This window comes from Stenotrophomonas sp. KH_052 (assembly GCF_057838755.1).
This window is the reverse complement of sequence record NZ_CM174475.1, coordinates 1800815-1814614: the sequence shown is the minus strand read 5'-3', so window position 1 is coordinate 1814614 and position 13800 is coordinate 1800815. Positions and strand designations below refer to the sequence as shown.

12 protein-coding genes are annotated in these 13800 nt (G+C 65.6%); 3 read left to right on the top strand and 9 right to left on the bottom strand.

The annotated features are described in order from the left end of the window. Positions 1–3: 3 nt before the first annotated feature. The 3 genes from AC3ITW_RS08420 to AC3ITW_RS08410 are packed head-to-tail and all read right to left on the bottom strand — an operon-like array spanning position 4 to position 4996. On the bottom strand, positions 4–1353 hold the full coding sequence (locus AC3ITW_RS08420) for a purple acid phosphatase family protein (protein ID WP_489390353.1): 1350 nt from the start codon (positions 1351–1353) through the stop codon (positions 4–6). 14 nt (positions 1354–1367) lie between these two features. Next, on the bottom strand, positions 1368–2483 hold the full coding sequence (locus tag AC3ITW_RS08415; RefSeq protein WP_004153186.1) for an NHL repeat-containing protein: 1116 nt from the start codon (positions 2481–2483) through the stop codon (positions 1368–1370). Beyond that, positions 2483–4996 (bottom strand): TonB-dependent receptor, encoded by a 2514-nt coding sequence (locus AC3ITW_RS08410; protein ID WP_428993285.1) that lies wholly within the window; start codon positions 4994–4996, stop codon positions 2483–2485. Before AC3ITW_RS08410 ends, AC3ITW_RS08415 begins: the two co-directional genes overlap by 1 nt. 217 nt (positions 4997–5213) lie before the next feature. Between AC3ITW_RS08410 and upp the strand changes: the two genes are divergently transcribed. Further along, entirely contained in the window at positions 5214–5846 is a 633-nt protein-coding gene (gene upp / locus AC3ITW_RS08405) for a uracil phosphoribosyltransferase (protein ID WP_004153184.1), read from the top strand. A gap of 143 nt (positions 5847–5989) precedes the next feature. Continuing rightward, complete coding sequence (locus tag AC3ITW_RS08400) at positions 5990–6283, top strand: PsiF family protein (RefSeq protein WP_004153183.1); 294 nt, start codon at positions 5990–5992, stop codon at positions 6281–6283. Positions 6284–6379: 96 nt separating this feature from the next. On the opposite strand, the gene AC3ITW_RS08395 is transcribed toward AC3ITW_RS08400, so the two are convergent. From AC3ITW_RS08395 to rsmD, 6 genes are all read right to left on the bottom strand, one after another. After that, a complete protein-coding gene (locus AC3ITW_RS08395; protein ID WP_004153182.1) occupies positions 6380–7267 on the bottom strand; it encodes an MBL fold metallo-hydrolase in 888 nt (295 codons plus the stop codon). Positions 7268–7388: 121 nt separating this feature from the next. Next, positions 7389–9119 (bottom strand): gamma-glutamyltransferase, encoded by a 1731-nt coding sequence (gene ggt, locus AC3ITW_RS08390; protein WP_489390229.1) that lies wholly within the window; start codon positions 9117–9119, stop codon positions 7389–7391. Then, entirely contained in the window at positions 9116–9397 is a 282-nt protein-coding gene (locus AC3ITW_RS08385) for a YfhL family 4Fe-4S dicluster ferredoxin (RefSeq protein WP_004153175.1), read from the bottom strand. Before AC3ITW_RS08385 ends, ggt begins: the two co-directional genes overlap by 4 nt. Before the next feature lie 132 nt (positions 9398–9529). Then, positions 9530–10021 (bottom strand): hypothetical protein, encoded by a 492-nt coding sequence (locus tag AC3ITW_RS08380; protein ID WP_004153167.1) that lies wholly within the window; start codon positions 10019–10021, stop codon positions 9530–9532. A gap of 61 nt (positions 10022–10082) precedes the next feature. Next, positions 10083–10592: a pantetheine-phosphate adenylyltransferase gene (gene coaD / locus AC3ITW_RS08375; RefSeq protein ID WP_008267036.1), complete on the bottom strand. Its 510-nt coding sequence runs from the start codon at positions 10590–10592 to the stop codon at positions 10083–10085. Between the two features lie 26 nt (positions 10593–10618). Continuing rightward, on the bottom strand, positions 10619–11197 hold the full coding sequence (rsmD, locus tag AC3ITW_RS08370) for a 16S rRNA (guanine(966)-N(2))-methyltransferase RsmD (protein ID WP_489390228.1): 579 nt from the start codon (positions 11195–11197) through the stop codon (positions 10619–10621). A gap of 648 nt (positions 11198–11845) precedes the next feature. Here rsmD and htpG point away from each other — a divergent pair. Next, positions 11846–13738, top strand: coding sequence for a molecular chaperone HtpG (htpG, locus tag AC3ITW_RS08365; protein ID WP_012510716.1), 1893 nt, complete (start codon positions 11846–11848; stop codon positions 13736–13738). Positions 13739–13800 lie beyond the last annotated feature (62 nt).

The following is a 13800-nucleotide window of genomic DNA, read 5'->3' as shown; positions in this document are numbered from 1 at the left end:
CTCTCACTCCCAACAACGGTCTGCGCGACCTTTGGCAGTCTGCGCACGGGGGCATTCACGCGAAGTGATGCGGCCCTCGCGCTGCTCCAGCCGCTGCTTGCCGCCCGTGGCATCACGACGCAGCTCGAACGCGTCGTACAGGCGACCGGTCACCGTGCGTGCCTCGTAACGCAATTGCTGCGGGTCGATGTGCAACACCTGGAACAGCTGGGTGTCTTCGGCCACCGGATCCATCGTCCTGCGTGCTTCGTCGGAAAGGCGGTACTGCTTGGGCCCGGCCACGGTCACCACATACTGCGGCGTGGCGGCCTGCCCTTCACCACGGCGGCCGTAGGTGTGATCGTGGCCCTGCAGCACCAGGTCCACGTTGTGGCGGCGCACCACCGGCAACAGCACATCACGCAGCGCCGCGTTCTCGCGGCCCTCGCGCGGTGAGTAGAACGGCTGGTGCAGCAGCACGATGGTCCATGGCTGCGGATTGCCGGTCAGCACCCTGTCCAGCCACTGCGCCTGTGCCTTGGCCGTGCCAAGGTCGAGTGCCGAAGTACCATCAACCACGGCCACGCGCACGCCCTGCGCATCGAACCAGTAGCTGGTCTGCTGCGCGGCGGTGGTGCCATTGCCCGGCAGCGCGAACGTCACCGGCCAATGCTTGCCCAGCACGCGGCGCTCCTGCGGGGTGTCCTCGAATTCCTCGAAGTACTCATGGTTGCCGATCGCCGGCGCCACCAGGGTTTCCTGCGCCAGCCAGCTGGTAGCAGCAAACCACTCGCCCCACTCGCTGTCATCCATGTTGTCGCCGCCGCTGACCAGGTCACCGGCGAACAGGCTCATGCGTGCCTCCGGCGCGGCCTTCTGCGCGGCCCGGAGCACGCGGCTGACATGGCTGACGTTCTTGTTCTGGGTGTCTCCGAAGTACAACAGCGTCAACGGCTGGTCGGCGGCGGCCAGCGTACGCAGCTGGTTCCAGGCGCTCCAGCTGCCATTGCCCTGCACGCGGTAGACATACTGGGTATCCGGCTGCAGGCCGCTGATGTCCGCGCGATGATGATGCGACAGCCCGTTCTCGGTCTGCAGCGCGCGGGTCGTCGCACGCACCTGGCGGATGTCCTCGATGGCCGGCGAATCACCTGCCACGGCAATCTCCAGCAGCGGCGCCTGCACGCTGCCATCGGTACGCCATGCCACGGCAAAGCCATGGCTGGGATCGGCCGCGGGCGATGCCACGATGCGGTCCGGCACCGTGGATGCTGCGTAGTAGCGGCTGCCCGCCGGCACCTGGGTATTCGGCTCGACCGCAGCAGGTGACAGCGACGGCAACACCAGCAGCAGGCCGAGCGCCAATGAACGCATCACGCAATGGCGGCTCATTCGCCACACTCCAATGGCAGCGCCAGTTGCTTGGCGATGCTTTCCCAGTCGAACGCGACCACGCCCTGGTCGTCATGCACTGCGTACAGCGCACCGTGCGGGAAGCGTGGGCTGGCCGGCTGCATCAACCAGATGCCGTCGGTGTTGGCCACCGTATTGCCCTGGAACGCACCCACAGGCTTCAACGTATGCCGGTCGAACAGGTGGAACACACTGCGCTGCTTGCCCTGCTCGGTGGTGATCCACCAGCCGTCCTTGCCACAGGTGCGCAGGGTCACGCCTTCAGCCTGCGCCTTGAACACATCGCGGCCGAAGGTGGTACCCGTGAAACGGCCCGCCAGGGTGTAGACCTTGAACTCGCTGGCGTAGCTCTCGTCCTCTTCGGCGATCAACAGGCGATCGTTCTCCGGATCGCCCCAGATCGACTCGACCACGCGCAACGCTCCCGCCTCGGTGGTATCGCCGATGCTGGCCACCAGCTTCGCCTCGACCTTCGCACCGTCGCGGGTCACGTGGTACTGGCGCACGCGCTTGTCCAGTTCGGCCAGCGGCGGCAGGATGTCACGGCCCTGCGCATCCTCGCCGTTGTCCCAGGAGTCGGTGACGTAGACGCTGTAGCCATCGGCACGGCGGTCGACCCACAACCCGTACGGTTTGCGCAGATCCTCGGCAGCGAACGTTGCCAGCGGGATGAAGTCCGGCAGGCTCAGCACCTGCACGCGATGATTGTCGCGCTCCACGATCCACAGCAGGTCGTCGGTCACCGCGATGCCGTTTGGGCGATCGAACTGCCCTGGCCCGGTGCCGCTGCTACCAACGTCACGCAGGTGCTGGCCGGTGCTGCCATCGTAGACCACCAGCTTGTCGGTGGCCTTGGCGGTGGCAATCAGCCACAGCTTGCCATCCGGTGCACGCCACGCCGCCGGCGAATCGATGTTGTCGGCCGGGGTCAGTGGAGTGACAAATGCCTCGGCGATGGTCGCCACCGCCCGCTGTGCCGCGGGCTTCGCTGCTGTGGCGGCCACGGCCGGATCATTGCCGGTGGCCGGCGTGCAGCCTGCCAGCAGAGCAGCCGCCAATGCCGCGGCAAGGACCGGGATGCGGCGCCCCATCACAGCGCCACCTTCAGGCCCAGCGCGTAGGTACGGCCGTACTCTTCCATCTGCAGGGTGCGCGAGCGCGTGCCCTGGTACAGCTCCAGCGGCTTGTCCAGCAGGTTCTGTGCTTCGAAGTACATGCTCACCCGCGGGGTGAACTTGTAGTCCAGCGAGAAATCGAGCTGGGTGTTGGGCGCCACGAAGATATCGAACGCGCGGCCCTTGCCGATGCTGTCCAGGTACTCGCTGCGGTACACCGCCGCCAGCCGCGTACTGACACCATATTTTTCATAGCCGATGTGGGCGCTGTAGACATGCTTGGAGGCGCGCGGCAGGGTGAAATCCTCCCCGGCACGGTCCTTGATGCCGGCATCGAACTTGGTATCCAGCCAGGTACCGCTGGCGCCGACCAGCAGGCCGTCCAGGCCGGCTGGCAGGAAGGCCAGTTGCTGCTGCCAGTTGAATTCCGCACCGCGCACGGTGGCCTTGCGGCCATTGATCGGCTGGGTCACGTCGAAGCCGCCATAAGCGGGATCATTGGTCCGCACCGTTTGCACGATGTAGCCATCGATCGACTTGTGGAACAGGCCAAGTGAAACGATACCGGTGCTGCCGATGTACTTCTCCACCGACAGGTCGATGTTCTTCGACTCGTACGGATCCAGTTCCGGATTACCCAGGCGCACTTCCTCGTCGCCGCGGCTGTAGCCCACACGTGGCGAGACATCGCCGAAGGAAGGACGCGATACGGTCTTGTTGGCCGAGGCGCGCAGTACCCAGTCATCGGCCGCGTCGTAGCGCAGGTGCAGGCCCGGCAGCACGTTGGTGTAGCTGCTGTTGGCCACGCGCGGGGTAACCGTGAAGCTGCGCCCGTTGGCGGCCACGTCCACCTGGTTGCCGATCGCCTTGAACTGGGTGTTTTCCACGCGCACACCGCCGATGATGCGCAGCGCGCCCACATCCCAGGTACCCATGGCGTAGCTGGCGAAGATGTCTTCACTGGCCACGTAGTCCTCTTCCAGCGATGTCATCGCGTTGCCACCGGCATCCTGGGGACGGGCGCTGTACTGGCCGCCATTGGCCGCCCAGAAAGCACGCATCGCGGCCGAATCCATGCCGTCACCCAGGTTGCCGTGGCGGTGTTCCGGCGAGGAGGTTGTCCAGCTCGACAGCGCCACCTTCGGGCCGACACGCAGTTCGCGTTCGTCGACGTTCACGTCGCGGTCGCGCCAGCGGCCCAGCAGGCCGAATTTGATGCTGCTGCTGTCGCCGTCGAAGCGTACGTTGACCTGCGCGCTGTGTTCCTTGTCGTTGACCTGCTTGGGCGAGAGCACGAAGCGGTCGAACGCGTAGTTGCCGTTGTCCAGCCACTGCGGGTTGTCGAAGCTGTAGCTGGGCAGGCGGCTGCGCTGGTCGAGGGTGCCATTGAAGGCCTTGCCATCAAGCTTGAAACGGGCCTCCATCTCGTCGTTCACCCGCTCTTCGGTGCGGGTGTAGCCGATCCGGTAATCGACCACGGCGTTGGTCAGCTTGTTCTCGCCACCGAGACTTGCCGCGAAGGTGTTTTCCTTCTTGGTGCGGTAGCGCATGCGCTTGTCGATGGAATCTTTCGGCATGCCATCCAGCCGATATTGGTCGGTGCCGGTCTTGACCATCTTTGCGTCGTCGAAGTTGAAGATCACGCGCTGGCGGGTCTCCGCATCGTCGAACTGGCTGTACAGCGTCCGCAGGTAGTACTTGCTGTCTTCATTCGGGCGCCAGTCGAGGTTGAGGTTGGCACCGATGCGCTTGCGCTCGATCTCATACTTGCGGTGCTGCAGGTTGATCGCGGTGACATCGCCGGGGACGGCATCGTCCTCGCCGTCATACTCCACTTCGGTGTTGTCCGACTCGAACTTGCGCTTCTGGTAGTTCACGCCCAGCGCCACACCGAAGGTGTCGTTGAACACTTCGCTGTAGTTGAAGGCAGCCTTGGGGCTGGTCTCACCGGACAACTGCTGGTGGCTGCCTTCGATCTTGCCACGCAGGCTGCGACCGTCGCGGTCGAAGGCCGAGGCCGACTCCACGAGCACGGCGCCACCGATGGCATCACCCGGCATGTCCGGGGTCGGCGACTTGACCACGCGCAGGCGCTCGGTGGAATCGGACGGAATCACATCCAGAGGTGCGGCACGACTGGAATCTTCCGGCGTACCGATGGCAATGCCGTCCACGCTGACGCTGTTGAGGTTGGCGTCCAGGCCGCGGATGACCACGAAGCGCCCTTCGCCCTGGTCGCGGGTCACGCTGATGCCCGGCAGGCGCTGCAGCGACTCGGCCACGTTCTTGTCCGGGTACTGGCCCAGTGCATCGGAGGACACCGCATCTTCGATGGCGTCGCTGCTGCGCTTGAGGTCGACCGCGCGGATCTGTGATTCGAGCTGGGCGCGCACTTCGATGCGGTCCAGGTCGACCGCATCAGCGGCCACGGCGCCGGTGGCGGCAACCGCCTGCTGCCCGGCCGCCTGCAGCGGGGCTGCGGCCCCCATCGCCAGGGTCAGGGTGATGGCAACGGCCAACGGAGTCTTGATATGCACTGGGAATCCCCATTCCTGTTAAGAATGGGTCTGCACGGTATGTCCGCAAGGTTGCATGGCCGTGACATGCGCCTGCACATTTCATGTAGGGCCGCTCCAGGCCAGGTTTGGGTTCGGCCCGCCGATCCGGCAAAATGGCGTCCTCTCTCCTTCTTCCCCCTTCCCGACCATGAAGATCGTCGAAGTGCGCCACCCGCTGGTGCAGCACAAGATCGGCCTGATGCGCAACGCCGCGCTCAGCACAAAGGATTTCCGCGAACTGGCCAACGAGCTGGGCACGCTGCTGGCCTACGAGGCCACCGCTGACCTGGAGACCGAACCGCACACCCTGCCCGGCTGGGCCGGCCCGGTCACCGTACAACGCATTGCCGGGGCCAAGATCACCGTGGTGCCGATCCTGCGCGCCGGCCTGGGCATGCTGAGCGGCGTGCTGTCGCTGATTCCTGCGGCCCGCGTAAGCGTAGTCGGCCTGCAGCGCGATGAGGAAACCCTGCAGCCGGTACCCTACTTCGAGCGCCTGACCGGTCGCCTGGAAGAGCGCGATGCGCTGATCCTGGATCCGATGCTGGCTACCGGCGGCACCCTGATCGCCACCATCGACATGCTCAAGCGTGCCGGTGCCCGCCGCATCAAGGGCATCTTCCTGGTCGCCGCGCCGGAAGGCATCGAGGCGGTCAAGGCCGTGCACCCGGACGTGGAGATCTACACCGCGGCCATCGATGCCCAGCTCAACGACAAGGGTTACATCCTGCCTGGCCTGGGCGATGCCGGTGATCGCATCTTCGGCACCCGCGTCGGCTGAATGCCAGCGGGGTCAGAGCCCTTTCGTGCCGAAAGGGTTCTGACCCCAACAGCGCGGGGCGTCGCGGCCGCGTTGCGATTCTTCACGTGCTCTTGGCGCCGGGAAGCGAATGCTCCGCGCACCCGCCACCCTTGGAGCTCCCGATGAAAGCCTCTTTCCTGCTGGCCGCCGTCCTGCTGGTCGGCCTGCCCTTGGCTGCCAACGCCACCACTCCGCAGCAGCAGCGCATGGCCGACTGCTCGGCCAAGAACAAGGGGCTCAAGGGCGACGCCTACAAGACCGCGCAGAGCTCCTGCCTCAGCGGCCACGCTACCGACAGCAAGGCTGCGACCACGCCGCAGGAACGCATGCGCAAGTGCAACGCCGATGCGGGTACGAAGAAGCTGGCCGGTGATGCACGCAAGACCTTCATGAGCAGCTGCCTGAAGGCGTCGTAATGGCAGTGACGTAGAGCCGAGCCCATGCTCGGCTCAGGAATCCGTAACGTGCATGACCGTTCAGGGGAGCAGCCGAGCGTAGGCTCGGCTCTACCCTTACCCCAGGGCGCGCGCCTTCAGCTCGCCCTGCTCGTGCAGGGTCACGAAACGGCCCTTGTCATCGCGGCCCAGCTGCGCCAGCGCCACCTGCGGGTCGTGGGTGAAGAACAGATGCACGTTGCGCGCCAGCTTGTCTTCGAGGAACTGCCGTTTCTCGTCGATCAGCAGCTCGGCGTTGCGGTCGTAGCCCATGGTGATCGGCACGTGCACCCACGAGCGGCCCGGAATCAGATCGGCGCAGAACACCACGCCGCCCTTCGGTGATTCATCGGCGCGCGCGTGGCCGACAATTTCGGCCAGCATCAGCCCCGGCGTGTGGCCGTCGCTGTAACTGAAACGCACGGTGCGCCCCAGCGCCTTCGAATATTCGCCGTCCACCACTTCCAGGCGGCCACTGGCCTGCAGCAGGCCCGGCAGTTCCGGAATGAAGCTGGCGCGGTCGCGCGGGTGCGGCTGCAGCGCACGCTGCCAGTGCTGCGCACCGACCACGTAGGTCGCGTTGGGGAACAGCAGCTCCGGCTCACGCCCTTCGCTCCAGGCCGCGAGCAGGCCACCGGCGTGATCGAAGTGCAGGTGGCTGAGCACCACCACGTCGATATCCTCGTGCTCGAACCCCGCTTCGCGCAGCGAATCGATCAGCACGTGCTGGCTTTCCTGCACGCCGTAGCGTTCGCGCATGCGTGGATCGAAGAAGGCACCAATACCGGTTTCAAACAGCACCGTCTTGCCTTCCAGCGGGCTGGCAAGCAGCGCACGGCAGGCCAGCTCGATGCGATTGAGCTCGTCCGGTGCCGCCCATTTTTCCCACAACGCGCGCGGCGCGTTACCAAACATCGCACCGCCATCGAGGCGCTGCGAGTTTCCACGAATCGACCAGAGTTTCATGCGCCAATTATCGGCGCCGGCTCGTTAAATAATCGCTAGATTGGAAACGGAAAACCCCGCCGGTAAAGGTGGGGTCTTCAGGCTCTCCGTCCGCCGGGCATGGCCCGGCGCTACCGGAGCATCAGCGTGCCGGTACAACCTGGGCACTGCCCACCGGGTTACGCGGGTCGCTGCCACCGAACAGTTTGTTCGCCTTGCAGTCCCATTCCACGGTCTGCAGGTTGCCCCAGACGTGGCTGGAGCCACGGCCACCGGCGGCGACATTGCCCGGCAGGTCGATCTTGTGGCCCATCGCCTGCAGCTGCTTTACCGTGTCGGCGTCGAACGCATCGTTCTCGGCTTCGATCAGGTCCGGCAGCCACTGGTGGTGGTAGCGCGGCAGCGCAGCGACCTGCTGCGCGTCCAGGCCCGCGTCGTAGCCAAGGATGCCCAGCAGCACCATGGTGATGATGCGGCTGCCACCCGGCGTGCCCAGTACCACCACCTTGTCGGCGTTCTCCATGAAGGTCGGCGTCATCGAGCTGAGCATGCGCTTGCCCGGCTTCGGCGCATTGGCCTCATAGCCCATCACGCCGAACGCGTTGGGCGTACCCGGCTTCAGTGCGAAGTCGTCCATCTCGTTGTTCAGCAGCACGCCGGTGCCCTTCGGAATCAGGCCCGAGCCATACAGCAGGTTGACGGTCTGGGTGGCACCGACGCGGTTGCCGTCGCGGTCGATGATCGAGAAATGGGTGGTCTCGTCGTCCTCCAGCGGGGTCGGGTTGCCCGACAGCAGGTCGCTGGGCGTGGCCTTCTCAGGATGGATGGTGGCGCGCAGGCCCTGCGCGTAATCCTTGCTGACCAGCACCTTCTGCGGGATCTGCACGAAGTCCGGATCTCCGAGGAAGAAGGTGCGGTCACGGTAGGCGCGGCGCATCGATTCCACCACCAGATGGGTGCGGTGCGCCGGGTCCATTTTCCTGATGTCCCAGCCTTCCAGGATCTGCAGCATGCTGGCCAGCGCGATGCCACCGGAAGACGGCGGCGACGCCGTGGTGATCTTCCAGTCGCGGTAGTTGAAGACGATCGGCTCGCGCAGCTTCACGCGGTAGCCCGACAGCTCCTCGGCGGTCCATTTGCCACCGGCCTGCTTCACGCCGGCCAGCAGCAGCTTGCCGGTCTGGCCCTTGTAGAAACCATCGAAGCCGTCAGCGGCGAGGCGTTCCAGGGTCTGCGCCAGTTCCGGCTGCTGGAACAGGTCGCCGGTGGCGATCGGCTTGCCGTTGCGCAGGTAGACTTCGCGCGTCCCCGGGTAGCGCTCCATCACTTCACGGCGCGAGGCATAGCCCTTGGCCATGCGGTCGTACACCGGGAAACCGTCGCGCGCGATGCGGATCGCCGGTTGCAGCGAAGCCGACAACGGCAGCTTGCCGTGCTTGGCCGACAGCTCGACCAGCGCCGCAGGCAGGCCGGGAATGCCGGCCGACCACGGCCCGTTGACCGAGCGGTCACGGTCGAGGTCGCCCTTTTTGTCCAGGTAGGCCTGCGGAGTCGCAGCGGCCGGCGCGGTCTCGCGCGCGTCCAGCATCACGTCCTTGCCGGTGGCCGCATCATGCAGCAGGAAGAAACCGCCGCCGCCCAGGCCCGAGCTGATCGGCTCGACCACCGCCAGCGTGGACGACACCGCCACTGCAGCGTCGAAGGCGTTGCCGCCCTGCGCCAGGATGTCGATGCCGGCCTGGGTGGCCAGCCGGTGGCCACTGGCGATAGCGGCACCATCGGGGCGCTCGGCACGGACCGGGCTGTCGGCCCAAGCCATCGGGCTCAGCAGCAGGCCGAGCAGCAACAGGGGGCGGACGATCAGCGTCTTCATTCGGATGGGGGCTCCGCATAGAGTTCAGGGTGATCGTGCTGCAGCTGGCGCAGCTTGGCCAGCAGCTGGTCTTCCGTTTCCACGATCTCCGGGTCCGGGTCGATGCATTCGACCGGGCAGACGACCACGCACTGTGGCTCGTCGAAATGACCCACGCATTCGGTGCAGCGCGCAGGGTCGATCACGTAGATGGTTTCACCCATCGCAATGGCCTGGTTCGGGCAGGCCGGCTCGCATACGTCGCAGTTGACGCAGAGCTCGTTGATTTTCAGCGACACGGCGATACTCCTCGCCCGCGCCCTGGGACAAAGGACCGGCCAACGCGGGCGCGCGGGCCGGTCAGGTCATCAGCGGCGCCCTTGCAGGACGCCGCCCGGGCCATGCCGGAGCATGGCCGCCATGGCTCGGTATTACTTGGCTTCGACGAAAATGTACTCGGCACCGGTCGGCTGGATCGCAGCCTGCACACGGGCGTTGTCGGCCGACTGGCCGATGAAGACGACGCGCACGCCCTTCATCGAATCCGGCGACACGTCCTTGAACACGGCCTGGATCATGTCAGCCATCTTGCCCGAGGCCGACGAACCGAAGGCCAGCATGTTGCCCGGCTGCACGCCACGGGCCACGGCCTGGGTCGCGCTCTCGGTCTGGCGCTCGTACTTGGCCTGGAAGTCCGGGTCCGATTCCGGCGAGAGGTAGTACAGGAACGGGCTGTTGGTGATGTTGCCCATGTTCTGGATCGCCACTTCCTGCAGGTACTTCTTCCAGCCTGCATCGTCGTCCTTGGACGGAGCGACCAAGGCCTGCTTGGCCTCGTCGACCGGAGCGGCCTCTTCCTTCTTGCAGGCGGTGAAGGCCAGGGCCAACGAAGCGATCAGCATCGCGCGCATGGTGGTGTTCATGGGTTTCCTCCCGGAATGGTGCGTGGTGTTGTACGTAAAGGGGGTGCGGGTACCGCGGGGCTTACGACTGCGCCGACTTCGCCTCGCGGACCTTGCGCAGGGCTTCCAGCACCGCGGCCGGCACGAAACCGGACACGTCGCCGCCCAGGCGCGCGATCTCGCGGACCAGCGATGACGAAATGAAGCTGTGCTGCTCGGCCGGGGTCAGGAACAGGGTCTCGACTTCGGGAATCAGATGGCGGTTCATGCTGGCCATCTGGAATTCGTACTCGAAGTCGGACACCGCGCGCAGGCCGCGCAGCAGGACCCCCCCCTGCACCGAACGTACGAAATGCGCCAGCAGCGTATCGAAACCGATCACCTCGACATTGCTGTGGTGGCCCAATGCGCCACGCGCCAGCTGCACGCGCTGCTCCAGCGGCAGCGCCGGGCCCTTGGACGGGCTCTGCGCCACACCGACCACGACCTTTTCAAACAGCGGCGCGGCCCGGCTCACCAGGTCGATATGACCATTGGTGATGGGGTCGAACGTGCCGGGATAGACGGCGATGCGGCGGTTGGCCACGGTCATGGGCGGTTGCAGATGTTCAGATGAGGTCAAAGTGTAGCAGTGGCGCGGCGGTACAGGGCAAAGCGCACCTCGCGGGTACTGCCCTCGCGGTGCAGCAGCCATTCCGGCGGCAGCACCGGCACGTGGCCGGCCGGCGACTCCAGGTACAGCCAGGCATCGGCGGCCAGGTGCCGCGGCAGCTGGGCCAGCACGTCCTGCCACAGGCCGTCGGCGAACGGCGGGTCGATGAAGACCAGGTCGGCCTGCTGCGCGTGCGCACCCTGCAGCCAGCGCACGGCGTCGGACTGCACGACCGTGATCTGGTCGGTGGCCTGCAGCTTGGCCACGGCGGTGGTCAGATTGCGTCCCAGCTGCGCGTCGCGCTCGACCATAGTGGCGTGGGCGGCACCGCGCGAGACCGCCTCCAGGCCCAGCGCACCACTGCCGGCGAACAGATCGAGCACCCGCGCACCGCCCAACCTGGGCATCAACCAGTTGAAAAGGGTCTCGCGCACGCGGTCGCTGCTGGGCCGCAGGCCCGGCAGGGTCGGCACCGGCAGGCGGGTATTGCGCCAGCGACCACCGATGATGCGGACCTGGCCGTCATTGCCGCCACGGCCGCTCATCGGCGCCCCCGGCGGGAGGTATTCGAGAATTTCAGCATGAGCGGGATTGTAGTTCGGCCGGGCGGCGCCCGGCACCCGCAGAAGCCACAGCAACGGCCGAAGCAACAGCAACAGCGGGCATTCCTTGGGATGGCGGGGTGGGTCCGGTCGAGGGGGACGCTGCAAGTACGTCCATGTAAGCTCGGTCGCCGCATCCATGCGGCTCACGCCCCCTCAACCGGACCCACCCCGCCTTCGACAGTTTTCTGCGATCTGTCGGAACTCTCTTGGAGTCAGATCCGTTTTCCTGCGAAAAACGGATCTGACCCCATTGGATGTATCGATATCTGACAGATGTGTCGACCAAGGTCGACACCTACCAACAGCCGCGTGAACCTGTCAGAGGCGGGGCACTGTGGGTTCGCGGGGTGTGAGCCGCATGGATGCGGCGACCAAGGCTACATGGACGTACTTGCGCCGTCCCCGCGAACCCACAGTGCCCCGCCATCCCACGGAATGCCGCTCTGGCTCTGGCTCTGGCAGTTGCAGTTGCACTGAGCGGGTGCCGGGCGCAGCCCGGCCGACCAACCCCTTGATTTCGGGACAATCAGCCATACCCCTTGGCGAGGCCGCACGCGCTGGCGCGGCATTGCACACGGAGCCTTATCGATGACCGAGACCACCCAGACCGAAACCCTTGGCTTCCAGACCGAAGTCAAGCAGCTGCTGCAGCTGATGATCCACTCGCTGTACTCCAACAAGGAGATCTTCCTGCGCGAGCTGGTCTCCAACGCCGCCGATGCCGCCGACAAGCTGCGCTTCGAGGCCCTGACCCAGCCCGCCCTGCTGGAAGGCGACAGCGAACTGCGCGTGCGCGTCAGCTTCGACCCCGCCGCCCACACCATCACCATCGAAGACAACGGCATCGGCATGAGCCGCGCCGAAGCGATTGCCCACCTGGGCACGATTGCAAAGTCCGGCACCGGCGACTTCCTGCGCCAGCTGTCCGGCGACCAGAAGAAGGATTCGCAGCTGATCGGCCAGTTCGGCGTCGGCTTCTACAGCGCTTTCATCGTCGCCGACAAAGTGGAAGTCACCTCGCGCCGTGCCGGCCTGGCTGCAGGCGAAGGTGTGCGCTGGACCTCGCGTGGCGAAGGCGATTTCGACGTCGCCACCGTCGACAAGGCCGAGCGCGGCACCCAGATCATGCTGCACCTGAAGGATGGCGAGCATGACTTCGCCGACGGTTGGCGCCTGCGCAGCATCCTCAAGAAGTACTCGGACCATATCGGCCTGCCGATCCAGATGCCGAAGGAAGACGCCGAAGAAGGCGCGGCCGTCGAGTGGGAGACCGTCAACCGCGCCAGCGCGCTGTGGACCCGTCCGCGTACTGAAATCAGCGACGCCGAGTACACAGAGTTCTACAAGCACGTGGCGCACGACCACAGCGACCCGCTGGCGTGGAGCCACAACAAGGTCGAAGGCAAGCTCGAGTACACCTCGCTGCTGTACGTGCCCGGTCGCGCGCCCTTCGACCTGTACCACCGCGACGCGCCCAAGGGCCTGAAGCTGTATGTGCAGCGCGTGTTCGTGATGGACCAGGCCGAGCAGTTCCTGCCGCTGTACCTGCGCTTCATCAAGGGCGTGGTTGATTCCAATGATCTGTCGCTGAACGTTTCGCGCGAGATCCTGCAGTCCGGCCCGGTCATCGATTCGATGAAGGCCGCGCTGACCAAGCGCTCGCTGGACATGCTGGAGAAACTGGCCAACGACAAGCCTGAGCAGTACGCCACGTTCTGGAAGGAGTTCGGCCAGGTGCTGAAGGAAGGTCCGGCCGAGGACTACAACAACCGCGAGAAGGTCGCTGGCCTGCTGCGCTTTGCCTCCACCCGTGGCGACGGCGATGCACAGAGCGTGTCGCTGGCCGACTACATCGGCCGCATGGCCGAAGGCCAGGACAAGATCTACTACCTGACCGGCGAGAGCTACAGCCAGGTACGCAACAGCCCGCACCTGGAAGTGTTCCGCAAGAAGGGCGTGGAAGTGCTGCTGCTGACCGACCGCATCGACGAGTGGCTGATGGGCTACCTGACCGATTTCGATGGCAAGGGCTTCGTCGATATCGCGCGTGGTGACCTCGACCTGGGTGCGCTGGAAAGCGAAGCCGACAAACAGGAGCAGGAAGCGGCAGCCAAGGACAAGCAGGGCCTGGTCGAGCGCTTGAAGAGCGTGCTGGGCGATGACGTGGCCGAAGTGCGCGTCTCGCACCGCCTGACCGATTCGCCGGCGGTGCTGGCCATCGGCGAGCAGGACCTGGGCCTGCAGATGCGCCAGATCCTGGAAGCCAGCGGGCAAAAGGTGCCGGACAGCAAGCCGGTGCTGGAGATCAATCCGGGCCACCCGTTGATCGCGAAGCTGGATGCGGAAGCCGATGGCGCACGTTTCGACGACCTGGGCCGGGTGCTGTTCGACCAGGCCGCGCTGGCCGCCGGCGACAGCCTGAAGGACCCGGGTGCCTACGTGGCACGCCTGAACAAGCTGCTGCTGGAATTGTCGGCCTGATCGAAGCGGTGGTTGCCGGGCATGGCCCGGCGCTGCTCTGGTAGATGCCAACCTTGGTTGGC